22 protein-coding genes are annotated in these 22,370 nt (G+C 71.0%); 17 read left to right on the top strand and 5 right to left on the bottom strand.

The window, feature by feature from the left end; genetic code table 11:
- The first annotated feature begins 60 nt into the window (after window positions 1–60).
- The 3 genes from ACGGAQ_RS07790 (at window position 61) to ACGGAQ_RS07780 (ending at window position 2,983) form a co-directional block, all read left to right on the top strand.
- Complete coding sequence (locus ACGGAQ_RS07790; RefSeq protein WP_393045563.1) at window positions 61–1,209, top strand: ankyrin repeat domain-containing protein; 1,149 nt, start codon at window positions 61–63, stop codon at window positions 1,207–1,209.
- A gap of 202 nt (window positions 1,210–1,411) precedes the next feature.
- Window positions 1,412–1,741 (top strand): hypothetical protein, encoded by a 330-nt coding sequence (locus ACGGAQ_RS07785; RefSeq protein WP_007453522.1) that lies wholly within the window; start codon window positions 1,412–1,414, stop codon window positions 1,739–1,741.
- Window positions 1,742–1,909: 168 nt separating this feature from the next.
- A complete protein-coding gene (locus tag ACGGAQ_RS07780) occupies window positions 1,910–2,983 on the top strand; it encodes a hypothetical protein (RefSeq protein ID WP_393045561.1) in 1,074 nt (357 codons plus the stop codon).
- A 97-nt stretch (window positions 2,984–3,080) separates the two neighbouring features.
- Here the strand turns inward: ACGGAQ_RS07780 and ACGGAQ_RS07775 are convergent, their stop codons facing one another.
- Together ACGGAQ_RS07775 and ACGGAQ_RS07770 are read right to left on the bottom strand one after the other, a co-directional pair.
- Window positions 3,081–4,178: a M23 family metallopeptidase gene (locus tag ACGGAQ_RS07775; protein ID WP_393045559.1), complete on the bottom strand. Its 1,098-nt coding sequence runs from the start codon at window positions 4,176–4,178 to the stop codon at window positions 3,081–3,083.
- On the bottom strand, window positions 4,175–4,705 hold the full coding sequence (locus ACGGAQ_RS07770) for a hypothetical protein (RefSeq protein ID WP_393045557.1): 531 nt from the start codon (window positions 4,703–4,705) through the stop codon (window positions 4,175–4,177). The genes ACGGAQ_RS07775 and ACGGAQ_RS07770 overlap by 4 nt, the downstream gene beginning before the upstream one ends.
- Before the next feature lie 129 nt (window positions 4,706–4,834).
- Here ACGGAQ_RS07770 and ACGGAQ_RS07765 point away from each other — a divergent pair, with 129 nt between their 5' ends.
- The 8 genes from ACGGAQ_RS07765 to ACGGAQ_RS07730 are packed head-to-tail and all read left to right on the top strand — an operon-like array spanning window position 4,835 to window position 13,086.
- Window positions 4,835–5,452, top strand: coding sequence for a hypothetical protein (locus ACGGAQ_RS07765; RefSeq protein WP_393045555.1), 618 nt, complete (start codon window positions 4,835–4,837; stop codon window positions 5,450–5,452).
- Window positions 5,453–5,463: 11 nt separating this feature from the next.
- Entirely contained in the window at window positions 5,464–5,766 is a 303-nt protein-coding gene (locus tag ACGGAQ_RS07760) for a hypothetical protein (RefSeq protein ID WP_007453533.1), read from the top strand.
- A gap of 31 nt (window positions 5,767–5,797) precedes the next feature.
- Entirely contained in the window at window positions 5,798–6,544 is a 747-nt protein-coding gene (locus ACGGAQ_RS07755) for a hypothetical protein (RefSeq protein WP_393045553.1), read from the top strand.
- Complete coding sequence (locus tag ACGGAQ_RS07750; protein WP_393045551.1) at window positions 6,544–7,833, top strand: hypothetical protein; 1,290 nt, start codon at window positions 6,544–6,546, stop codon at window positions 7,831–7,833. Before ACGGAQ_RS07755 ends, ACGGAQ_RS07750 begins: the two co-directional genes overlap by 1 nt.
- A complete protein-coding gene (locus ACGGAQ_RS07745) occupies window positions 7,830–9,302 on the top strand; it encodes an SCO6880 family protein (RefSeq protein ID WP_393045550.1) in 1,473 nt (490 codons plus the stop codon). Before ACGGAQ_RS07750 ends, ACGGAQ_RS07745 begins: the two co-directional genes overlap by 4 nt.
- 12 nt (window positions 9,303–9,314) lie before the next feature.
- The gene (locus ACGGAQ_RS07740; RefSeq protein WP_393045548.1) at window positions 9,315–10,778 is read left to right on the top strand and encodes an ATP/GTP-binding protein; all 1,464 of its coding nucleotides are present in this window, start codon (window positions 9,315–9,317) and stop codon (window positions 10,776–10,778) included.
- On the top strand, window positions 10,775–12,577 hold the full coding sequence (locus ACGGAQ_RS07735) for a type IV secretory system conjugative DNA transfer family protein (RefSeq protein WP_393045546.1): 1,803 nt from the start codon (window positions 10,775–10,777) through the stop codon (window positions 12,575–12,577). Before ACGGAQ_RS07740 ends, ACGGAQ_RS07735 begins: the two co-directional genes overlap by 4 nt.
- Window positions 12,574–13,086, top strand: a complete 513-nt coding sequence (locus tag ACGGAQ_RS07730; protein ID WP_393045544.1) for a DUF4913 domain-containing protein — start codon at window positions 12,574–12,576, stop codon at window positions 13,084–13,086. Before ACGGAQ_RS07735 ends, ACGGAQ_RS07730 begins: the two co-directional genes overlap by 4 nt.
- 30 nt (window positions 13,087–13,116) lie before the next feature.
- On the opposite strand, the gene ACGGAQ_RS07725 is transcribed toward ACGGAQ_RS07730, so the two are convergent.
- On the bottom strand, window positions 13,117–14,313 hold the full coding sequence (locus tag ACGGAQ_RS07725) for a PQQ-binding-like beta-propeller repeat protein (RefSeq protein ID WP_393045542.1): 1,197 nt from the start codon (window positions 14,311–14,313) through the stop codon (window positions 13,117–13,119).
- Window positions 14,314–14,788: 475 nt separating this feature from the next.
- Here ACGGAQ_RS07725 and ACGGAQ_RS07720 point away from each other — a divergent pair, with 475 nt between their 5' ends.
- The 6 genes from ACGGAQ_RS07720 to ACGGAQ_RS07695 all read left to right on the top strand — a co-directional run bounded on the left by ACGGAQ_RS07720 (window position 14,789) and on the right by ACGGAQ_RS07695 (window position 20,766).
- Window positions 14,789–15,115, top strand: coding sequence for a hypothetical protein (locus ACGGAQ_RS07720; protein WP_393045540.1), 327 nt, complete (start codon window positions 14,789–14,791; stop codon window positions 15,113–15,115).
- Window positions 15,116–15,199: 84 nt separating this feature from the next.
- Complete coding sequence (locus ACGGAQ_RS07715; RefSeq protein ID WP_393045538.1) at window positions 15,200–16,513, top strand: glycosyltransferase family 4 protein; 1,314 nt, start codon at window positions 15,200–15,202, stop codon at window positions 16,511–16,513.
- Complete coding sequence (locus tag ACGGAQ_RS07710) at window positions 16,510–17,841, top strand: HAD domain-containing protein (protein ID WP_393045536.1); 1,332 nt, start codon at window positions 16,510–16,512, stop codon at window positions 17,839–17,841. Before ACGGAQ_RS07715 ends, ACGGAQ_RS07710 begins: the two co-directional genes overlap by 4 nt.
- Window positions 17,838–18,746 carry a hypothetical protein gene (locus ACGGAQ_RS07705; RefSeq protein WP_393045534.1) on the top strand — a complete coding sequence of 303 codons (909 nt, stop codon included), beginning with the start codon at window positions 17,838–17,840 and terminating at the stop codon, window positions 18,744–18,746. The genes ACGGAQ_RS07710 and ACGGAQ_RS07705 overlap by 4 nt, the downstream gene beginning before the upstream one ends.
- Before the next feature lie 3 nt (window positions 18,747–18,749).
- Window positions 18,750–20,168, top strand: a complete 1,419-nt coding sequence (locus tag ACGGAQ_RS07700; RefSeq protein ID WP_393045532.1) for a hypothetical protein — start codon at window positions 18,750–18,752, stop codon at window positions 20,166–20,168.
- A gap of 28 nt (window positions 20,169–20,196) precedes the next feature.
- A complete protein-coding gene (locus tag ACGGAQ_RS07695; protein ID WP_393045530.1) occupies window positions 20,197–20,766 on the top strand; it encodes an NUDIX domain-containing protein in 570 nt (189 codons plus the stop codon).
- A gap of 228 nt (window positions 20,767–20,994) precedes the next feature.
- Here the strand turns inward: ACGGAQ_RS07695 and ACGGAQ_RS07690 are convergent, their stop codons facing one another.
- Both ACGGAQ_RS07690 and ACGGAQ_RS07685 read right to left on the bottom strand, forming a co-directional pair.
- Window positions 20,995–21,417 (bottom strand): hypothetical protein, encoded by a 423-nt coding sequence (locus ACGGAQ_RS07690; RefSeq protein WP_393045528.1) that lies wholly within the window; start codon window positions 21,415–21,417, stop codon window positions 20,995–20,997.
- Window positions 21,418–21,432: 15 nt separating this feature from the next.
- Window positions 21,433–21,939, bottom strand: a complete 507-nt coding sequence (locus ACGGAQ_RS07685; RefSeq protein WP_393045526.1) for a hypothetical protein — start codon at window positions 21,937–21,939, stop codon at window positions 21,433–21,435.
- Window positions 21,940–22,370 lie beyond the last annotated feature (431 nt).

The raw sequence follows: 22,370 nt of genomic DNA, 5'->3' as shown, positions 1-22,370 counted from the left end.
CCGGCCAACCGCCGCTTCAGGGGCGCGTACCGCCGACACCAACCACATAGGGTCGTCGTCGTGGATCGTGATGCAGAGCTCGTTGCGGCCGTCCGTGCCGCCGATCCGGCAGCCGTGACGAAAGCGCTCGCAGAGGGCGCCGACCCCGACTCCGCCGACAGCCCCTTCACCCCGACAGTGCTGTCCGAGGCGGCGGGCGCGGGGCGGTTGGAGATCGCCCGATTGCTGGTGGACGCGGGAGCGTCCCTGCGGGCGAGGCGGCCACAGTGGCAGTCGCCGCTGCGGTCCGCGGTGAGCAATGGTCACCTCGACGTCGTCCGCCTGCTCGTCGATCGGGGGGCCCTCGACGTCGAGGCCACCGACCGCAGCAGCCTGCTCTTCACCGCGGTCGCCGCCACCCGGCGCCGACCCCAACCCGCGGCGTTGGAGGTTCTGCGCTACCTGCTGGAACTCGGCACCGACGCCACGCCCGGCGAGGAGACCCCGATCGTCCAGGCGGTGCTGGGACCGGTCGCGCCGGCCACGATCCGCATGCTGCTCAGCCACGGCGCTGATCCGAACTCACGGCGTTCGGACGGCACTCCGGTGCTCATCCTCGCGGCTCGGCGCGGTGACCACGCCGCCGTCGACGTGCTGCTCACCGCAGGCGCTGACCCGAACGCGGTCGATAACCACGGGCACACCGCGCTGATGCACGCCATCGAACGCAACGAACGGGCCGTGAGCTGCGCGCTCCTGCTGGCCGGTGCCGACCACGCGGGCGCTCTCGGTGTCGCGCGAGGCTGGCAGCGGCAGGGCGTTCAGTTCGACCTCGGCGAGATGAGCGTCGGCCTGGACGACGTGCCGATCGCCCGCACGGCCGTGCGGCTGCACCCCACCGGGTACGAACTCCGCGGCGATCCGGCGGAGTTGCGCCGCTGGGGGCAGCTCGTCGCGTGCGCGGCGGAGGAGTTGGGCGACGACGAGTGGGACGCGCGGACCGGCACCCCGTACACGCTGGCCCGGACCGTCGCCCACCGGCTCGTCGACGATCCCGCCAAGTCGCCTACCGCATCGTGGCACCGCATCGAGGTGACCGCGGCAGAACTGAACACGGTACGGCAGGCATTCGTCGAGCTCGTCTACGCGATCCGTGTGACGCTCCCGGACGGCATCGGGCGGGAGTACGTCCGCGACACGCTCGACGAACTCGATGCCCAGTTGCCCTGACCCGCGTCCGTGCGACAGCGGTCCGCGCGCCCAGGCGTGAACTGGCATCGCCCGCGCCCTGACCGCCCACCGGTCACACGCCGGCGCTTCCCGCGACGGTCCGATCTCGACGACGCTCCGGCGATGACGGATGTCCATGGGTGGGCAGGCCCAGAGCTGCGCCGCCGGTAGGGTGGGACGCGGCACACCTGGGGGAGGAAACGTGATCAAGCGCTGGGGATCTGCCGGGCTGGCACTCGCGCTCGCCCTGCTGGCGGCCGGGTGTGGCGACGATCCGTCGCTGACCGGCACGTGGATCATGGCGGACAACCAGTCCCGCACGATGACGGTGCGCGACGACGGCTCCGTGTCGGCCAACATCGACGTCCCCTGCACCGGCACCACGAAGGACCAGGGCGACCGGGAGTACCGGCTCGAGCTGGACTGCGGCATCACCAAGATATCGGCCGACGGCGTCCTGAGCACCGACGGCAGCACCCTCACCGTCAAGGACCCGAGCACCGGCCAGGACGCGGTCTGGAACCGCAAGTAGTCCACCGGGGAAGCCGCGCCTCGGACGGCCCGTGACCGGCACCGGTCGCCTACGCACGGGGCTGCGCCGCCTCGATACAGCGCGATACGGTGCCAGGCGTGCCGCCCGGCTGTCCCGACGCCGCCGGCACGCGATGGCACATCACACGGTTGCGGCGGAGGCGGACACGTGGCGGTTGCGGAGGTCGCGGGCGGCGTCGTGCAGCTCCTGACGGCGATCATGGAGTACCGACGTTTCCTGGCCGAGCAGCAGCACCAACAGCTGCTGCAGCAGCGTGCGGTGACCGAGCGGCAGCTCGAGTTCGCCCAGGCCGTCGGCGACCGGCAATTCGACGTACGCAGTGAGCTGGCCGAACAGGCTGCCCACCTCGACCCGCACCGCACCCGTGAAGTGCACGACCAACTGCACGCGCAGTACCGCCAGGACGCGGCGACCTGGAATCGCGCGGCGGACCCGAAGTGGTGGCAGGACGCCACGAACGCCGACATTGCCGAGCTGTGGCGTGCCTCCACCGCCTGGCAGGCTGTCGACCCGGCTGCCGACATGGCGCGTCGGGCCGCCGGTGAACGACTCGCCGAGACAGGCGTACGGGTGCCGGGCCCGGGTGCGCGTACCCACACGGGCGACGCACTGTCCCGGGCCGTGCGCGGCGCCGCAGAACGGCAGCGGCACGCCGCCGGGCCCCGCGCGGCGACTTCGTCGGCGGAGCGCAGCACGACCGAGGGCCGTGGGCCCGCGGACCGTTCATCGCAACAGCGGGAGGCCGAGGGCCGCCGCGCCGGTGCCGACGCCGACGCGACCTGGCATCGGGCGGCGGCCGCCGACGACAGGCATCTCGCCGGAGCGTGGCACGACGTTCGGCTGGACGCCGAACAGGGGCTCGCGCCGGGGACCGACGTGCCCGCCTACGCCGAGGCGCGCGCCGATCACGCCTACGCGCAGGAGCAGGACTTCACCGCTGAGGCGACCCACCACGAGCAGATGGCCGACGCGGCCGGGCAGTCTGCGGCTGTCGCCGGCCAGGCAGCGGCGCCCGGCCAGGCCGCCCCGACCGGAGCCCCCGCGCCGGGAACCGCGGAGGGCAGGGGCGCACAGGCCGCCGCCAAGGCCTATCCCCGACCGACCCGCAGCGCGGTGGCTCGCGGCGCGGACCGTTCGGCCGCCGCACGGAGCGTGGCGGGCCGGGGGCGGGTGCAGCCGCAACGCGTGCCTACCCGGGCACCGCAATCAGCGATCCGCTGAGCTGCCCCGGCGCGGCGCACGCGGCGAGCGTCACCGCATCTGCTGGACCGGCCGCGGGGCACAGGTGGTGGGCGGGTGGAGTGGGCCGCGCCGGCGGTCAGTCGCCCAGCGGAGCCCCGACGCCCGCCATGAACGCGACGGGGTCCACCGAGTTGCCGAAGCTCAGGCTCTGGCCAGGGGCGACACCGCGGTGCACCTCGAAGTGCAGGTGCGGGCCGGAGGAATTCCCGGAACTGCCGCTGAGGCCGAGGACCTCACCGGCTGCGACCGTCTGCCCGACCCGCACGAAGGGCTGTTGGATCATGTGGCAGTAGCGGGTGGCGATGTTGCCGGCGTGGCGGACGTCGACGTACCAGCCACAACCGCCGAGGCCGGGGTATCCGTCGGTGTCGCAGCCGTGCCAGGCCGGGGCGTTGCACTTGCTCGTCGACACCACGCCGGCGGCAGCGGCCCGGATGGGCGTCTTCTTCCCGGCGCCGAGGTCGACGCCGGCATGCCTGTGGTCGCCCCGGTCCTGGCCCCACGGTGCGACCACGCCGGCCCGTACCGGTTGCACCCAGCCGCCCGGACCGACCGGGACGGGTTCGAAGGCGCCGGGCCCGCAGCGTGCGCCGGGTGCTCCCCCGCCCAGTTCCTCGATGCTGCCGACCTTCAGGATGGCGGCGGCCAGGGCGTTCGCGTCGTCCTCCCACTGCTGGTATGCCTCGGGAGTGCCGGAGCGCTGCACGGCCTGGGCGGCGTCGGTCAGCCGCATGCCCTCCCAGCCCTCGACCTTCAGCAGCGACGTGTAGAACTTGCCGGCGGCGTACCGGGGGTCGGTCAGTTGTGCCACGGTTCCCCAGCCCTGACTGGGACGCTGCTGGAAGAGGCCCACGGAGTCGCGGTCCCCGTAGTCGAGGTTGCGCAGCGTGGACTCCTGCATCGCGGTGGCCAGGGCGATCACCAGGCCACGGGCCGGCACCTTCATCTCCTGGCCGACCGCGACGATGATCGCGGCGTTGGCGACCTGGCTGCCGTCCCACTTGGTGGTGCCCTCGGCGCCTGCAGAGGGCACCGACACGGGGACCGGCCCGCACGGCGAGGCGCTGGCCGCGCCGCCCATCATGAACAGCGGCAATCCGATGAGACATCCACCCAGCATCAGGGTTATCGCGACGACGGCGCCGACCACACCTGTCGTCTTCTTGTCGGTCACTGCCCGGCCCGTTTGAAGTCGTTGCCGGTGACCAGCCAGCGACCCTTGATGTCGGCGACACTGACCAGCAGCGTCCCACGATCCGTGGGGATCGCGAACTGCCCGCCGCCGTCGCGGACGGGGTAGGCCGCCGTGGGCCGGCCGGTGATGCGGGACGCGGGCAGGTTGGCCGGATCGACGGTGCGCAACTGCTCGGCGAACCGCGGGACACACAACGGCGCGACGCCTTCCAGCCAGCGTGCCGCGTCGAGCCCTGGCCGGGCCCAAGCGGTGGCGAAGGCGGCCGCGGCGGGCGCCGCCTCGGCGACCGGCGCGGCGGGACCCTCGTCGTCGTCCTCGTCGTCGCGGCCGAGTGCCTCCGGTGGTGTGGCGCTGGCGAGCGTGCCGCCGACGGTCGGCGTGGGGCCACCGCTCTGCGGCACCTCGCCGCCGGTCGGCCCGGATCGGAAACAGCCGGCCAGCATCGCGAGCAGCATCGGTATCGCGACGGTGAATACCGCCGCCCGTACGGCGAGTCCATATTGCACGGATCCGCCTCTTTCTCTGTTCATAGCCGCTTTACCCCCGTGCTGACCGCTTACTTCGTATCCACTGTGAACCGTATGGTCAGGGACCGGCCCCGCAGGTCTCGATGTGGATTCACCATATCGATAGCCGTGCAGCCGGGTGCTACTGTCTGGCGCGAAGTTACGTCAGGTACGGGGGAAATCACATGCACGGTCGAGCGCAGGGCGATTCTTGACGTGCCCTCGGTCAATGCGCAGATTCGTACGCGGTACGACACGCTGCCCGGCCTCTCCGCCGTACCGGTGCCGCCGCAGGCTGTTGCCAGCGGATGGCCTCCGGTGTGGTGGGTCGGCTGCCACGGCGGTAGCGGTGCCACCACGCTTGCGACGTTGACCCAGATCGGCTACGACTACGGGCCGGTGTGGCCGATGTTGCCGCCGAACTCTCCGATGATCAATGTCGTGCTGGTCTGCCGAGCCAGTGCCGCGGGAACGTTGGCGGCGGCCGGCGCGGTGGAGCAGTGGCGTCGGCGAGCCATCCCGGTGCACGCTCAGGTGCGAGGGGTCGTCGCGGTCGCCGCGTCACCGCGTCGACCACCCAAGATCGTCAACGAGCGTCTGCAGCTGCTGGGTGGCTGGGCACCGAATGTCTGGCGCGTCGGCTGGCAGGAGGTTCTGCTGGCCGCCGACAAGCCCGCCGATCTGGGCGTCCCCCCACCGGACATCGCCGCGCTACGCGATTCCATCGTGGAAGCTGTCTCGATCTAGGAGAAGGATTCATGTCGTTGTTGCTGCATCTGCACGACGCGGTCACCAGCGTGCAGGACGCTGCGACCGGTATCATCGCCGCACCAAACCCGGGCAACGTCGCTCCCCCCGGCTCGGACAAGATCCTGACGATCCTTGGTTGGGTGAAGTGGCTCGTCACGGCCGTTGCCGTCGGGGGCGCCATGTTCATCGGTGCCAAGATGGCGATCGCTCACCGCCGTGGTGACGACACCAACACCTCTGCGCTGGGCTGGTGGCTGGCCGGTTGTGTGCTGCTCGGTGTGGGGCCGCAGTTGGTCGACGCGCTGACCTGAGCACGGCGATCACCGGGGGGGAAGGACCGCCATGCGTTCGAAGAACTACCAGGCTGACTACGCAGAGGAGCCCTCGCCGTGGACGCGGCCGGGCTTCGTGCTGGCCGCGGTGCTGTTGCTGGTGATCGTCGCACTTGGAGTCGTCGTCGCCGTTCAGTCCGACGACGACGCCAAGCCCAGCGCGGCGGCGCCCACGGTGCCCGCGGGGAGTGCGGCGCCGCAGCCGGAAACCACCGGCAAGCTGTCCACGGCCGTCCCGGTGACCGCACCAGCGGGCGTCACCTGGCAGGTCGTCCGTGGCACCGCGTTGCCGTTCAGCGACCGAGCCGGGCCCCGCGAGCACAGCGACACGCAGGCCAAGGGCTTCGCACGTACGCCGGAGGGCGCGCTGATCGCCGCCGCGCAGCTGGTCAGCCGGGTGGGCGCCGCGGCTGGCCGGGCCTCGTGGGAACCGACCCTGACCCAGCAGTTCCTGCCCAGCGCCGACCGGGACACGCTGCAGGCGGCGCTCGCCGCGGAGCCGGAGCAACCGGCGCAACCGGGCGATCTGGCGCCGCTGGCGGGCTACCTGTACCTGACCTACACGCCGGACACCGCTGTGATCGGGCTGGCCTACCGGTCGGCCAACGGCACCACCGCACGGTGGTTCATCGTCACGACCACGCTGCAGTGGCGCGACGGTGACTGGAAGATGGTGGCGCCGCCCGGCGGCGCCTGGACCTCGTTGAGCCGCACCGTGACCGACCTGAACGGCGTCGTGGAATGGGGGGCCCGCTGATGTGCAATCCGATCACGCAGGCGGACTGCAGCCTCACGGACGCGGCCGGCGACCTCGTCGGCGGAGTCAGCACCTCGTTCGCGGAGTCGATGCTCGATGGCCTCGCGAAAGCCATGGGCGAAACCGCGGCCTGGGCCTTGAAGACCCTGATAGCCGGCTGGATTGCGGTGCCGTCCCCGGTCCTCACCGGGGGAGCGGTCGATCGGCTGCGCGAGTACACCTACTGGATCACCGGTGCCGTCGCGGTGTTCTCACTGCTCATCGCGGCCGGGCGAATCCTGTTGGAGCGCAACGCCAAGGCTGCCACCGACGCCGGGCGCGGCCTGCTGCAGCTGACGCTTATCAGCGCTGCGGGCGTACCGACGGTCGCGCTCCTCAGCGAGTTCGGCGACGGTTACTCCACGTGGATCGTGGACGCCTCGACCGGCGGCGATCTCGGCGAACGCCTGGTGATGTTCGCCCCCGCTGCCGGCGTGGCCGCCTTCAACGGCCTCACGTCCATCGCGCTGATCGCCATCGCGTTCATGCTTCTGCTCATCTCGTTCGCGCAGATCCTGCTGAGCATCGGCATCGCCGCGATCAAGGTGCTGCTGTGCGGACTGATGCCCTTGGCCGCGGCGGCGGCGATGACCGGTACCGGACGCGCGATGCTGGCGCGCTACATGAGCTGGCTGATGGCGGCGCTGCTCTACAAGCCGGCCGCGGCGACCGTGTACGCGGCCGCGTTCTGGATGATCGGTGACGGCAAGGACCTCACCACCGTGCTGACTGGCATCGTGCTGATGTGCATGGGCATCGTGGCGATGCCGGCCCTGCTCAAGTTGCTGGCCCCGGCGACCAGCCAGATCGCCATGGGCGGCGGCGGCGGAGGTGGCCTGGCGGCCTCCGGAGCCATCGCCAACGGCGCCATGCTGCTCAACTCCACCCGCGGTGGTGGCGGCGGAGGTGGCAGCGGTGGCGGTGGCGGTGGCGGTGGCGGTGGCGGACAGAGTGCTCCGGTTCGCCCCTCCGGCTCCGGGCCCGGTCCCACTGCCGCACCGGCACCGACCGGCGGTGGGCTGCCCGCCGGCGGGCCGGCGATGGCCGGAGGTGGCGGCGGTGCCGCGGCCGGCGGGGGTGCGGCAGCGGGCGGTGGTGCGGCAGCGGCCGGCGGACTGGCCGCGGCGGCCGGCCCGATCGCCGCCGGCGTCGTGGTCGGGCAGGCCGCCGCGAAGGCCGGCCCGGACGCGATCAGGAAGATCGGTGGTGCTGCTGCGGGCGCGACCGGACCGACAGGAGCTGAGCAGTGACGACGACTGCCGCACCGCCGAACCCGTCGCAGCAGCGCGCCTACGGCAACTGGCGCCGCGGCGTGTCTGCCGGGCTGTTCGGCCTGGGCACCATCGGCACGCTGATCATGTTCGGCCTGGCCCTGCTGACCGTGTTGATGCTCGCCGTGTCGCTCGTGGCCGCCCTGCTGACCGCGCTGTGCGGTGCGGCCGTCCTGGTCCCGCTGGCCATCCGCGTCAACGGGCGCACCGGACTTCAGGTCATGGCGGCACGGTTCGCGTGGTGGCGAGGGCGTTCACGACGACAGCACCTGTACCTGTCCGGCGTGGCCTCGAAGGTGACGCAGACACACCAACTGCCCGGCATTCTGGCCCGTTCGCAGATCTACGAGGTCGAGACGGGCCGGTCCGGACGCATCGGCGTGGTGGTCATCCCACAGTCGCGGCACTACACCGTCACGCTGCGCTGTTACCCCGAGGGCATGGACCTGGTCGACCAGAGCGCCATCGACGCGCGCGTGGCGCACCTGGCCGCCTGGCTGTCCAACCTCAGCCGTGAACCGGGCCTGGTGCAGGCCGCGGTCACCGTGGAGAGCACCCCGGATCCGGGCACGCGGCTGGCCACCGAGGTCAACGACACGATGTCGCCGCAGGCGCCGGAACTGGCCCGCCAGGTCCTCCAGGAAGTGGTACGCAGCTACCCGGCCGGGTCGGCGACCGTGGAGACCCGGGTCTCGCTCACCTACACGCTGCCTCCGAACCGGCGGCAACTCTCACACGAGGACATGTGCCGGGAGGTCGCCGCACGGCTGCCGAACCTGCACTCCGGGCTCTCGGCCGCCGGCGGCGGCGGCGTACGCCCGATGATGCCGCGGTCGCTGGTCCGGGCCGTACGCGCCGCGTACGACCCCGGCACGAGCATCGAACTGTCGCGTACCCCCGACCTGGACCTCACCTGGGAGAACGCCGGCCCGGTCTCGGCGCGGGAGAGCTGGGACTACTACCGCCACGACTCCGGGGTCTCGAGGACCTGGGGCATGGTCGAGGCTCCCCGCGGTGTCACCTTCGCCAACACGTTCGCCCGGCTGACCGACCCCGACCCGCAACTGCTGCGCAAGCGGGTGTCACTGATCTACCGGCCGTACTCGCCGGCCGAGTCGGCCAAGCTCGTCGAAGCCGACAAGCGCGACGCCCGGTTCAACGCCACGAAGAAGTCCCAGGCCACCGCCCGGGACCTGGCCGACCTCAGCGCGGCCGAGCAGGCCGCGCAGGAGGAGGCTTCCGGTGCCGGCGTCGTGCGCTTCACGGTGCTGGTCACCGCCACCGTCTCCTCGGTCGAGCAGCTCGACGAGGCGACCCGGATCATCGACTCGCGGGCCGCCGAGGCGCGGCTCATGCTCCGCCCGATGTACGGGGCCCAGGCGGCGACCTTCGCCGCGACCCTGCCGACCGGGGTGGTGTTGCCCGTGCACGCCACCGTGCCGTTCTAGGAGGCGGACCTGATGCCCCGATCCGTCATCCCGATCCGACGTCCCACCCGACTCGGCTACGCCGGCCCCGGCGGCGGCCGGGTGTCGTGGGTCGAGTCGCCCACCGAGTACCGCGGCACCACGGTGCAGGTGTGCGGCTTGTGGCCGTTCGGCACCGGCTCGTCCACCCCGACGATCGGCGCCCCGCTCGGCCGGCACCGCTACACCAACGCGACGGTGTGCTTCGACCCGATCTCCTGGTACGAACGTGCCAAGCTGATCAACAACCCGTCGGTGTGGATCCAGGCCGAACCGGCCATGGGCAAGTCCACAAGCGTGCGGCGGATGCTGCTGAGCCTGGTCGGCCAGGGCGTGACCCCGCTGATCCTGGGCGACCTCAAACCCGACTACGCCGAACTGGTCGCCGCGCTCGGTGGGCGGGTGCTGCGCGTGGGTCCCGGCCTGCACCGGATCAACCCGCTCGACATCGGCCCGTGGCAGCAGGTGCTGGCACACGTGCAGGACCCCAAGGAGATCGAGCAGCTACGTGCGGAGATCGTCGACCGCCGGCTCAACGCCGCCCTGGTGCTGGCGACCCTGACCCGGGGCGCTCCGCTCGCGTCGGACGAGATAACCGTGCTGGCGGCCGCGCTGCGTTACCTGACCGAGCGGGAGAGCACTGCCCAGCCGCTGCTGTCGGACGTGCTGCGGGTCATCGAAGAGGCACCCATGCAGGTGCGGTGGGTGACCCTGTGGCACGACGACCACGACCTGGACCGCTACCGCCTCGAGACGGAAAACCTGCGGCGTACGCTGCGAGCGCTGATCCACGGTCCGCTCGGCTCGACAGTCGAGGGCCACACCACCGCCTCGATCGAGCTCGACACCACCGCGCTGTGCGTGGACATCTCCGGCATCAGCGAGACCAACCAGGCCCTGACTGCCGCCACCCTGGTCACCACCTGGGCGGCCGGCTTCGGTCAGGTCGAGGCCGCGCACCGGATGGCCGACCTGGGCCTAGCCCCGCCGCGGCGATTCTTCCTGGTCCTGGACGAGATGTGGCGCGCGTTGCGGGTCGGGCACGGCATGGTCGACCGCATCGACGCGCTGACCCGCCTGAACCGTTCGAAGGGCACCGGCACCGCGTTCATCACCCACTCGCTGGGCGACCTGCAGGCTCTGCCGAACGAGGAGGACCGCGCCAAGGCCCGCGGCTTCGCCGACCGGTGCGCGGTGCTCATGATCGGCGCCTGCTCCGAGCAGGAGCTCGACGCCGTCGCGCGGGTACGGCCCCTGTCGCAGGCCGAACGCAGCGAGGTGCTGTCGTGGTCCGCGCCGCCGTCGTGGACGACCGGGCCGGAGGACGAAGAGGTCCTGATCGGCCGCGGAAACTTCCTGATCAAGGTCGGGACCAGGCCCGGCATCCCGGTGCACCTGGAACCCACCGAGATAGAGAAACAGCTGGGCAACACCGACTTCCGTTGGAAGCGCACATGAGCCGAACAGTGGGACCTGGCGGAAGCAGCGACTCCTCGGGCCTGATCGCCGGTGGCCTGGCCGTGCTCGCGCTGGCGGCGGCCGGGGCGGTGTGGCTTCCGTTGCGGCTGACCGAACCACCCGGCTATCACGGCGAGGGTCTGTTCAGCGCCGCCGCGGCGCTGATCTCGGGCAGGATCACGTGGACCGTTGCGTGCACCCTGGTGGCCGTCGGTGAGGTGCTGGTGGTGGCGGCGCTGGCGACCGGTGTGCTGCTGCTGACCAAGGGGCGGCGGCTCCGGGGCAGCCGGGTCGACGAGGCTGCGCGGCACATGGCCCGCCGCGGCGATCTGAAGCACCTGAGCCCGGACGGGGTCACCGCGTCCGCGAAGCGGCTGCGGGCCAGCCTGGCCGACGCCGGCACCGTCGCCCCCGACGACGCCGGCGTCCTCATCGGACGCACCGTGGTCGGCGGTATGGAGCTGCGTCAGTCCTGGGAGGACATGGCCGTCGACATCTGGGGGCCCCGCACCGGTAAGACGACCGCCCGTGCGATCCCGGCCACCGTGTCCAACCCCGGGCCGACACTTGTCACCAGCGTCAAGGGCGACATCATCGACGCCACCCGGGAACTGCGCGCGACCCGTGGCGAGATCTGGGTGTTCGACCCGCAGCAGGTCTGGGGGCAGCCGCAGCAGCTGTGGTGGAACCCGCTCGGCGGAATCGCCACCATCACCGACGCGCGCCGGCTGGCCGAGCACTTCGCCTCGGCCGAGCGCGAGCCCGGCATGCAGCGCGACGCGTTCTTCGACCCCAGCGCCGAGGAGCTGGTGGCCAACCTGCTGCTGGCGGCCGCGGTCGGCGGCCGGTCCATCCTGGACGTGTACCGATGGGCGGTGAACCCACGCGACGAGTCGCCGGCGGACATCCTCACCGGTGCGGGCTTCCAGTTGCCGGCCGACTCGATAATCGGTGTGGTCAACATGCCGGACCAGACCCGCGGCGGCGTCTACGCCGGCGCGCAGAAGATGCTCATGTGCCTGACCGAGCCGAGTGTCACCGCCTGGGTCAGCCCGCCGGCCTCGTCGACGATCCGGCAGTTCCGCCCCGAGAACTTCGTGGCCACGTGCGACACCGTCTACCTGCTCAGCCAGGGCGGTCCGGGCTCACCGGCGCCACTGATCGCCGCGCTGACCGACGCCGTGTTGCGGGCGGGGGAGCTGCGCGCCCGCGCCTCGCAGGGCCGGCGCCTCGACCCGCCGCTGATGTCGGTGCTCGACGAGGCGGCCAACATCTGCCGCATCCGCCAACTGCCGGCGCTGTACTCCTACTACGGCTCGCACGGCCTGCCGATCATCACGGTGCTGCAGTCGTACGCTCAGGGCATCGACGTGTGGGGTCGCGAAGGGATGCGCAAGCTGTGGTCGGCGGCGAACGTGCGCACCTACGGCGGTGGCGTCGCGGACCCCGAGTTCCTCGAGGAGCTGTCCCGCCTCATCGGTGAGCACGACGTCATGACCCGCTCGACGTCGACAAACGGCTCCGGCTTCGGTCAACAGTCCGTGTCACGGCAGACCCGCCGCCAGCGGGTGCTCGACGTCGCCGAGCTGCACGCGCTGCCCCGGGGCCGGATGGTGGTGTACAGCTCCGGTGCGCCGCCGGTGCTGGCCCGTACCGCCCCCTGGCAGACCGGTCCGTACGCCGAGGCCATCAAGGCATCCATCGCCCGTTGGGACCCGGACAGCCGGAACGACTGGAGTCTCCAGGCCGACAACCCGCAAGTGCAGTCGTTCGACAACCCTGTGCAGGAGCCGCGATGACCACGCCCACCGGCCAGAGCGATTCGGAGAGGGCCGTGGCCGAACTGTCCGCTCTCCTGGAGCAGTTGTCCGGTGCTCTGCCGCGCGGCGACACGCAGCCGGAACCGCAGGCAGCCGCGGGCGCCGCCGCACAGCCGCAGCAGGCCGCCGACGAGGTGCCGGAGCCGGCGTTCCGCAACCTCGATGACTTCATGCGGCTGTATCTGGCCGAGGTCGTCGAGCGCCGCGTCCTGAGCGGGCCCAAGAGCGGCATCTACTGGTGCGACAGATGGTGGGCGCACCCGGAGGCGATCTCGCGCTTCTACGCGATGTGGCGCGAGTGGGAGAGGGCCCGCATCGACGACACCATGAGCACCTGGTGGCTGCACCACCTCGATCCGCACCTGATGAACATGACCACCGAGTACGGGCCGTTCGCCAAGTGCGAACCCGGCCGGCACACCGAGCCCAGGACCCTGCCGGCCGTCGCAGCTCCGCGTGAGGTTCTCGATCAGCTGCCCGAGGGCTGAGCACCGGGACGGCCGCACGGCCCGTACCGGCTAGCCGAGGGCCGGGTGGAACGCCAGCGCGGTGCTGTCCGACGGGTCGGCGGCGAGGCCCCCGTGAACCGTAACGGCCACCGGAGCCACCCCGGGCGACACTTCCCTGTCCGTGCCGGTGCGCGCGTCGAGGACGACTGCGGCGTTGTTCACCGTGCCGTAGACCGCGCCGTGCCACGCCGCGGTCATCCGCGGGGCGCGGCGACCCGTCGCGGGCAGCTGCCACAGATCGTCTCCGGTGGTGGAGTCCAGGGCGAACAGCGGCTGCGAGTTGCCGATCGCGCACACCGTGACCGCCGCCTCGTCGTAGGAGCAGCGCAGCCCCGCCCCGTACTCGCCCTTGGTGCGGTTGACCAGGGTGCCGTCCTTCTTGATGAGCGTGTAGAAGCGCTTGCCGTCGGTCTGCTGACCCACCACGACGATGAAGGACGGACCGCCTGCGGCGAGTTCGGCGTTGGCGACTGTGAGCGCCGACCAGCGCTTGGCGCCGTCGAGCAACGCGAGTCCGGTGATGGACCGGCGGTAGCCGGTGTCCGGGGCGGTGAGTCCGACGACGGTGTCCCCCAGCAGCGCCGAGGCGTCGAAGTCGTTGTCGCGCCAGAGGGTGTTGCCGGTGCTGACGTCGACGGCCACGGTCACCTGCTTGCCGATGCCGAGCACCACGGCGGAGCCGCGACCGCCGATCACGCGGACGTAGTCGCGGGCGACCAGGCTGAAGTCGCCCTCGGCCGGCTTGGCGTCCACCGTCATGGTCTTCGTCAGCCGGCCGTCGGTCGCATCGATCACGAGCAGCTCGACGGCCTGCTGGGCCGCGACGGTGCCGGAGGCGGGGATCTCCACCGCGTACGGCACGACCACCGCGGGCCGTCCGGAGAGGTCGACAAGCACCGGCCGGTGCCCGGCGGTGGCCGGGTTGCGGGTGATCGGCGGCTGCTCCGGCGTGAGCACCGACAGACGTCGTCCGCTGCCGACCTCCACCACCGTGGTCTGGGCTTCACTGGAGATGAACGCGGTGGTGCCGTGCAGGAGGACGTCGCCGGGGCGGGCCTCGCCCAGCGCGGTACCGGTGGGCGAGAACCGGGTCGGCGGGTCGAACGTCGGCATCGACGGAGTGGCGGCGGGGGCCGACGCGGCTGGCGGTGACGGCGGGTCGTCCTTGCTGCACGCGGCGGTCGTCGCCGCGAGCGCAACAATCACCGCCGCCGTCTGGAGCCGCTCTCTCAGCACTGGATCCCCGTCTCCCGCGATCGTCCCCCGGCGCCGAAGCATAGCAACGGGCATCGATCAGAAGGGTGTTCGCCGAGGTCCGCTGCCGTGTCGGCCGGTCGACGACGGCTGGATCCGCGGTTACGCGGCTGGACACGCCGTTGCGGCGGTTTCCCGGCCTGTCGTGATTGGACAGGTCGATCTATGCTCAGCTCTGTACGCACCGTGAGCGGATTTGGCAGCTGGCCACCGCCGGGGCGTGCCGGTGCAGTCGTGCGTTCGGGGGAGGGCGCTGCATGAGTCTGCTGTGCGTGGACCGCGGGGGCGGCGCAGGCGCCACCGGTGCTGCCGCGCCCCGCCAGCCTCGTCCTGCCAGTCGCGTCGATGAGCGTCCCATGAGCTACGAGGCCATGACCTTCCCCATTGGCGTAAGGATGTTCGACATGGAGGCAACAAGGTGACGAAGGTGTCAGATTCCTGGGGATGCATGCTCAGCACGCACCGATACCTCTGGAACGAGCGGGACGAATCGGTACGGGAGAACCTCACCTTCGCTGAACAGGCCGCCCTGTCCCGCAGGACGCTGGCGGGCGAGGGTGACGCCGAGCCACCGCGGTCCGTCGAGATCGCCAGCACCGAGGCGCTCGTGGCCGCGTCCCTGCTCCGGGAGTTGTCGGCCCGGCTCCGCCACGACGTCACCACCGACGCGGTGAGCACGGACGCCGTGCAACTGGCCGACGTGGCCGACGAGCTCGTCGCCCGGCTCTACGCAGCGACGGGAATGCGTGGCTGACCGTCGCCACGACCGCGCGCCGCACGATTTCGGTGCCCTGACCGCCGACCAGGTATCCGCAGACACCAGAAGAGGGCAGCAGAGATGACAGTGCCATTGCCGCCGGGCCGGGCGGAGGCGCAGACCCGCCCGTTGAACGTGCTCACGCTGTGCGACAAGTGGATCGGCGGCGGCCCGATCGCCGTCAACCGGGAGATCTCCATAGCGCTCGCGGAGCTCGGGCACCGGGTGACCGCCCGGGTGAGTGTCCCCTCGCCGTCGCATCCCCTGGTCGACATCCAGGTGCTCGACCCGATCCCGGGGATATCCGACACGCGGGCGCAGTTGCTCCGGGCGGACCGGCTCCCGGCGGACGTCGACGTCATCATGGGCCACGGCCGGTTCTCCGGTGGGGCCGCCTCCTACCTGCGCGACAACTTCTACCCGCACGCGAAGGTGGTGCACTTCGTCCACGTGACGGCGGACGAGATGGACCGCGGCCGTGGCGAACCGCTGGAGTCGAACCAGCACACCGAGACCGAACGCGCCCTGGTGTCCCGGGCCGACCTGGTGGTCGGGGTGGGCCCGCTGCTGACCGACGAGGGCCGCCGCCTGGCCCGGATGTGCGAGAAGCCGCCCCCGGTGGTGCAGATGACCCCCGGAGTGATCCTGGAGGCGCCACCTCAGTACGACCCCGAGCAGACCCGGCTGAATCTGCTGGTCTTCACGCGCACCGACGACCGCCTCAAGGGCGCCGACATCGCCGCCGCCGCGGTGGGCGAGCTGCACAAGCGCGGCCTGGACGTCCGACTGACGATGCTGGGGGCGCACAAGTCCGACGTCGCGGAACAGGAGCGTGTGCTGTCCGACATCGCCGGCTTCCCGGTCCGGGTGCGCGGCTACACCTCCGACCCGAGCGTCATGGCCGCCGAGCTCCGCGGGGCGGACATGGTGATCCACGCGGCACGGCACGAGGACTTCGGCCTGGCCCCGCTGGAGGCCGCGGGGTACGGCGTGCCTGTCCTGGTCGGGAACCACACCGGAGTCGGAATGTTCCTCGGCGACCCGAAGGAGGTGCCGGCGGCCCTGGGCGCTCCGTCGGTGGTCAACACCCGGGGAAGCTCGGAGGCGACACTGCCCACCGTGTGGGCCGACCACGCCGAGGCCGTCCTGAAGGATCTGCCGGAGGCCCGGCGTCGGGCCACCGACCTGCGTGAGCACCTTGGGCAGAACCACACCTGGCGACACGCCGCCGAGGGGGTGGTCGAGAACATCCGGACCCTGGCACCGCCCACGCGTGGCACCACCGCGGCGACGGCCGCGTTGCACGTCGCTCACCAACAGACTCGTCCTCCGGCCGTAGCGCCCCGGCGGCCGCAGGGATGGCAGGAGGCCTTCCGGCCGGGGCGGGGCCGGTGAGCGGTACGGGACCCGCTGCCCACGACACCGTGAAGCCGTGGCTGTTGCTCGACATCGACGGGGTCCTCAACCCCGACGGTGACCATGCCGACCGGGGCTTCACACCCCATGACCTGCATGGTTACCAGGTGCAGCTCAATCCCGAGCACGGACAGATGCTGAACGCCCTCGTCAGTGAGGGGCTTGTCGATCTGCGCTGGGCGACGACCTGGAACCATGCCGCGAACGCCTACGTCGCGCCCGTCGTCGGGCTGGCCGACTCGCTGCCCGTCCTGGTCATCGACCGGGCTCTGGCCGGTCCGGTGCCGTTCGGCGTGAACTGGAAGGCCGCGAGCGTCCTGGCCGAGGCGGACGGCATGCCGTTCGCCTGGCTGGACGACTTCTTGACGGAAGCCGACCGGCGGTGGGCGGAGGCGCGTGTCCTCGACACGGGCGTACCCACGCTGCTCGTGCCGATCGACCCGGCGGTCGGGTTGCTCCCCGACCACCTCGATCAGGTGCGCTCATGGGCCCGAAGCACCAGCGGTTCCGGAGTCCTCACCGGCGAGGAACTCCTGGAGCGCACCCCGCACCTGGCGGCCAACCCGGTGTCGCGGGAACGGGCGGAGTGGTTCGCGCGCACCTGCAACGCCCTGCCCGGCCAGGCCGACGGTCTTGACCGGAGGGATCTCACCGTCTCGCTGTGGGACCGCTGCGCGACCGCGGTCACGGCCGAGTACACCGGCGAGCCGCGCGGGGTGCGCCCCACCGACGAGTTCGTTCGCCAGTCCTTCCGCCGGTTCCTCCGTGGCGACGGCGCGGCGGCGACCGTCTGGGCCGATCGAGCTGCCCTGCGGGCCGCCCAGCCCGAGCGCGGCGACGTTGGGCACGCCAAGGATTCGTACCGTCTCGTCCTCGGGAACCCACTCGACCGCGACGCCGGCCACCGGATCCAACTGCTTGTCGATTCCGCTGTGGCCGACCTCGGCATCAGCCCGGACATCCAGCGCACCCACCGCTCGGTCCTGATCGGATCGCCGGGCCCGCTCGTGCAGGTCTCCGTCCGCGCCAACCGCCGCGACACGTCCAGTGACCTGACGGTCTCCTTTGGTCACGGCGGCCGGGCCGAGCGGGTCCCGTACGATCAACTGCTGCGCGACGGTCCGGACGCCCTGCTCAAGAGGGTCACGGGAGTGGCCAGGTCCGTGGCGGAGATGCAGGAGCGACGGCCCGCCGCCGTCGCCTACCTGCCGAGGCCCGTCGCGGGCCGGCACCAACAGCAGCCGCACCAGCCGACGCCGGCGGTTCGTCCACCAACGTCACCACAGCCATCAAGGGGCAGGCGATGACATCGGAAAGTCCGAGGCACGAGGGTAAGGCCATCGACGAGGCCCGGCAGGACTACGAAGCTCTGAGCGCGGTCGGCGAGCTGTTCCCCGGCACCGCTCTGGCGGAGAGCAGCCGGCAGCTCGGGCAGGGCGGTGACTGGCCGGAGAACCTGCGCGAATCTCCGCTCGTCATCGACGCCGCCTCCGCCTGGGGCCCGGGCACCGTCCTCGCGGTGGCGGCCGCCGCGCGCGCCGTCCCGCAGCTCGCCCTGGTGATGGTGGGCGACGAGCCGGCCCGGTCGGCGGCACGTCGCCTCCTGGACGGCGCCGGCCGCGCCGAGGTCACGGTCGTGAGCCGGCCCCCCGACGTGTCGTCCGTCGTCCGGTCCGCCTGTGGCGACAGCGGGCAGCCGATCCGCTGGGTCAGCTTCGGAGAGCCTCTCCGCCTTGCGCAGCTGATCCAGCACGATCCGGACCTCGCCGGCCGGCTGCGTGTCACGCAGCCGGCGGGCAGCGAAAGATCGGCAAGCCCTGCGGCCGCTCGTACCGTGCTGGACGCGGTGCGAAAGGGCCGACTCGCCGCGCTCGACCTGGTGCTCACCGGGCCGGCAGACGCCGGGCCGTCCATCGACCGCAGCCGCCGCCAGGCCATGGCGCTGGCCGAGGCGCTTGACGACACGGTCGACCGGTCGGATCCAGCCGCCGTGCTCAGCGACTCCGTCGCCCTGAGCGCCGCCGTGATGTTGCCCTTCGTCGACGTGGAACAGGCGGGCACCGAGGTGGACGGGGAGGGCGCCTTCCAGCGCGGCGACGACGGGGTCCGCCTGTGGTGGGGGGCCGTCGAGGAGTACGAGCCGTTGGTCCGCTGGCTCACCCGGGTCGTCGAGCCGTCGTCGACGGCGTCGCGGCCCGACCGAGGGGAGTGACAGGTGGCGGCCACCGAGGATTTCTCCGGCCTCGACGCGATCTACGAAGCGTACGGGCTGGAGTCCGCGAGCGACCGTTCGGCGGTCGCGGAGGCGTACGCCGTCTTCCGTGAGCACCACGGGCCCTATGTCACCTCCATCGCCACGGAGATGCTCGATGACCTGCGGGCCTCGGTCGACGCCGACCCGAACACCCGGGTCGTCTTCGTTGGACGGGACGGCTTCAGCCTCGGCGTGGCCGTCCGTGCGCTGGACCGCGACTTCTTCGACGCGCACTGCCACAACGTGGTGCTCTCCCGAGCACTCGCCGAGGCCGCGGTTCAGGACAAGGAAAGGAACAGCGGGGCCGAGTACCCACAGCTCCAGCCGTACCGGGAGATCTCCAAGTCGATCGACGACCGGGATGTCGACGGCGCCTACCAGCGACTCACCCGATACCTGCGGGGCAATGGAATCCCGGTGGGCAAGGAAGGCAGCCGGGTCACCTTCGTCGACAGTTGTCTCAAGGGAACGATCCAGGAACTGTGCGCTGCGGTCTATCCCAAGACTGAGTTCACCGGTCGGTACATGTTCTACTACGGTATCGAAGGCGATCCGCATCCCGGGAGCAAGAAGGGCTATGCGGTGCACCGCGAGGGCGGCCTCGACGGGGGTCTGAAAACACTTCCGGACGATCCCGCTATGACCTTCGCCAGCATACCGGCGATCCGCGTCATCGAGAACGCGCTGCAGGGCCCGCTGAGCAGTCCGAAACGAATCAAGGACGATGCGCCCGACCAGACCCGTCTGATCGACACCCCGGACCGGACCTGGGGATGCAATCCCGTGCTGATCGCCGAGCCCTACCGCACTCCCGCCGTACGCGAAGCGAGCAAGGTCGCGGCGTTGCTCGCCGTCCACGACACTGCGGTGGACGTCAGCAACGGTGCTCCGCTCGACGCAGCGGCGGTACGTGAGCAGTTCACCACGCAGGTGCGTTCCTGGATCAACCGCGGTGACGACGTGGAACCGGGATTGAACCGGATCCTTGACAGTTTCGTCCACCGCGACGACCACCGCCTCGTCCGCCGCCTCGACGATCTCATGCATGAGGCACGCCTGCCCGAGGACACCCGGACCCAGTTCTGGACGAAGTTCGACGAGGTCACGTCGATGGACGACAAGAAGACCTTCATCGAGCAGTTCCGGAACGTGACCCAGCGGGGTCCTGACGCCGCCGCGCCGCGCGGGGAGACCGACGCCCTGCACCGCCGCGCCGAGAACAGCCAGCCATGGCTGCGGGGCATCGCACCCGCGACGGGCGGCACGGTGTCTCAGGCGCCTCCCCAGCGGGCACGGCCGCCCGGCAGCAGCGCTCCACAGCGGACCTCCGGCGGTACGCCGCACACCGGGCCCCGGCGACCCGACGCTCCGAGCCGCTGACCCGCCCCGGCAGGAAGGATCCCCGCACATGCCGACCGATTCCGGCCTCGCCGCCGCGTACCCCCGGCTGTTCGCCCCGCAGCGGTGGGAATGGGGCGGCCTCGACGCCCAGTTCACCACCGAGGCACCGGCGGACGCGCTGGTCACCAACGTGCACGTCGTAGGGTTCAGCGGCGATCAGGTCATCCTGTGCCGCGACGACCGCGACGTGTGGTTCCTCCCCGGAGGCACACGCGAACCCGGTGAGAGCGTCGAGGACTGCGTCCGGCGGGAGCTGCTGGAGGAGGCGGGCGCGGTCCTCACCAGCCCGCTGACCGTGGTGGGCGCGCACCACTGCGTCACCGACCGCCCGCTGCCGTACCGGCCGCACCAGCCGCATCCGGAGAAGGCCTGGCTGTGGTGCACCGCGGACGCCGCGATCGTCCAGGCGCCGACGATGCCGGAGGACGCGGAACAGATCGTCGAGGTCCGCGCGGTGCCGGTCCCCGAGGCCGCCGTGCTGCTGCTCACCGACCAGCCCTGGCTTCCCGACCTGCTCATGCTGGCCGTGGAGACGCGCAGGCACACCGAGCGCGACGGCGACGTCGCCGCTCGATAGCACTGTCTTTCACCACAACCACGACGCCCGAAGGTTGGTCGCGCGATCCGCCGGACCACAGAAGCAGTGACTCCGCAGCAGGGCGCGCTTGGGGATCGCCGGGCTCACTCGGTCCGCCTGCCGCGCCGCCCGGATCCCGTTATCGCGACGAGATCGGGCCGGCGCGGCCGACGGGTCAAGCGTTTGCTGGCCGAGTTGAGGAAGGCGCGGCGTTGTCGGTGCCTCGAGTCACGCGTACTCAACCTTCAAATCGCCGCACGCCCAAATTTTGCCAGTGCCGTAATCGCCAAGGCAGACCCTGTACCGGATCCCGACGCCCTCGGCCATGTTCATGTTGTGGTCCAGCCGGGTCCCCGCACCGTAGTGGTTCCACGCGAGGTTCCGCTGACCGATCCCGACGTCCTCGCGCCAGTACTCGGCAACGACCGAGTTTCCATCGGCCACATTGTCCCACACGTACAGGTGCTCGCCGTCGTGCACGAAAGAGGCCGAACCGTCACAGCCGGTCTTCATCGGGTACGTGCAGACGTCCCCGGCGTGGGGACCCGTCTTCGTCCATGTGTCGGCGGCCTGCGCTGGGCTGGCGATCGCGATCGTCGCGAAGGCGGCGGCGACCGCCGCCGCCGTCCGGATAACTATTTTCCGCGTCATCTTCGGTCCCCTTACTTACGCCGCATACTCTTTCTTGTACGGGCTGCACGTCCAATCCAACACAATCCGGTCCCCATATTCACCGAGGCAAACCCGGTAGATGATGTAGCCGCTCTCGGGGATGTCCATGTTGTGATCGAGGCGGGTGCCGGCACCGTAGTGGTTCCATGTGACGTTCATTTGGCCCCCGGTGTCCGACCGGTTGTAGAGCACCACCACGGAGTGCCCGTCGGCCTTGTTGTCCCACACATACAGGTGATCCCCGTTGTGCACGAACGATGCCGAGCCATAGCAAGGACCGAGCGTGACTCCGCCGGTGGTGCAAAGGTCGCCGATATGACTGGCGGAAGACGTCCACGTGTCACCGGCAGCCTGCGCCGGGCCGGACAATACGAGCGTCGCAATGGCCGCCGCCGACGCCGCGGCCGCCCGAAGTAGTCCTTTGCGTTTCATACGGTCGTTTCCCCTCTGCAGAAAAGCGCTGAATGCGTTGACGAAGCTATCAACGTTGATCATGTGCATCCATGCTCCCGGGGAAACCTAGACAAGTTCTTGAGGTCCGCGGGCCAGGGTTTGCGGAACCGTAGGCAGCAGTACGAGAGCGGGCAAGCGCCGCGTGAGCGTGGCAGAACGCATTGAGGGGTGTCTCGAACCCTGGTGTCTGTCCGTGACGGCATCGCCGACAGCCGGCCGGCCGGCAGTGGGCTCTTGACCTCGCCGATCGGGTGTTGCTGGTCGCCGCGCACCGGCACACGAACCGTAGCCTCGTCGACGACCCAATCCCCTACCGCCACAACGCCGCCGTGCGGGCGATTCTGCGACGCCACCGGGCCCCTGCGGACTCCAGATCGGACCGGTCGGAGCCCCAGAAGCGCTCGGTATCGACGTTCGGTTTCTCACTCAACCCCGGACGCCTCCGGTCGCGTCTCTCTCTGCATCCGCTCGTGATCGCG

Source organism: Micromonospora sp. NPDC047557, from assembly GCF_043205095.1.
In the GTDB taxonomy this organism is placed as follows: domain Bacteria; phylum Actinomycetota; class Actinomycetes; order Mycobacteriales; family Micromonosporaceae; genus Micromonospora.
The sequence above is the reverse complement of the archived record's forward strand: the minus strand, read 5'-3'. Positions and strand labels throughout refer to the sequence as shown.

Excerpts from the sequence above, each read along its gene's own strand:
- ACGGAQ_RS07690 (WP_393045528.1), bottom strand. The coding sequence starts at position 21,417 with ATGACGCGGAAAATAGTTATCCGGACGGCGGCGGCGGTCGCCGCCGCC.
- ACGGAQ_RS07750 (WP_393045551.1), top strand. The coding sequence starts at position 6,544 with ATGTGCAATCCGATCACGCAGGCGGACTGCAGCCTCACGGACGCGGCC.
- ACGGAQ_RS07730 (WP_393045544.1), top strand. The coding sequence starts at position 12,574 with ATGACCACGCCCACCGGCCAGAGCGATTCGGAGAGGGCCGTGGCCGAA.
- ACGGAQ_RS07685 (WP_393045526.1), bottom strand. The coding sequence starts at position 21,939 with ATGCACATGATCAACGTTGATAGCTTCGTCAACGCATTCAGCGCTTTT.
- ACGGAQ_RS07740 (WP_393045548.1), top strand. The coding sequence starts at position 9,315 with ATGCCCCGATCCGTCATCCCGATCCGACGTCCCACCCGACTCGGCTAC.
- ACGGAQ_RS07715 (WP_393045538.1), top strand. The coding sequence starts at position 15,200 with ATGACAGTGCCATTGCCGCCGGGCCGGGCGGAGGCGCAGACCCGCCCG.
- ACGGAQ_RS07760 (WP_007453533.1), top strand. The coding sequence starts at position 5,464 with ATGTCGTTGTTGCTGCATCTGCACGACGCGGTCACCAGCGTGCAGGAC.
- ACGGAQ_RS07755 (WP_393045553.1), top strand. The coding sequence starts at position 5,798 with ATGCGTTCGAAGAACTACCAGGCTGACTACGCAGAGGAGCCCTCGCCG.
- ACGGAQ_RS07695 (WP_393045530.1), top strand. The coding sequence starts at position 20,197 with ATGCCGACCGATTCCGGCCTCGCCGCCGCGTACCCCCGGCTGTTCGCC.
- ACGGAQ_RS07705 (WP_393045534.1), top strand. The coding sequence starts at position 17,838 with ATGACATCGGAAAGTCCGAGGCACGAGGGTAAGGCCATCGACGAGGCC.
- ACGGAQ_RS07735 (WP_393045546.1), top strand. The coding sequence starts at position 10,775 with ATGAGCCGAACAGTGGGACCTGGCGGAAGCAGCGACTCCTCGGGCCTG.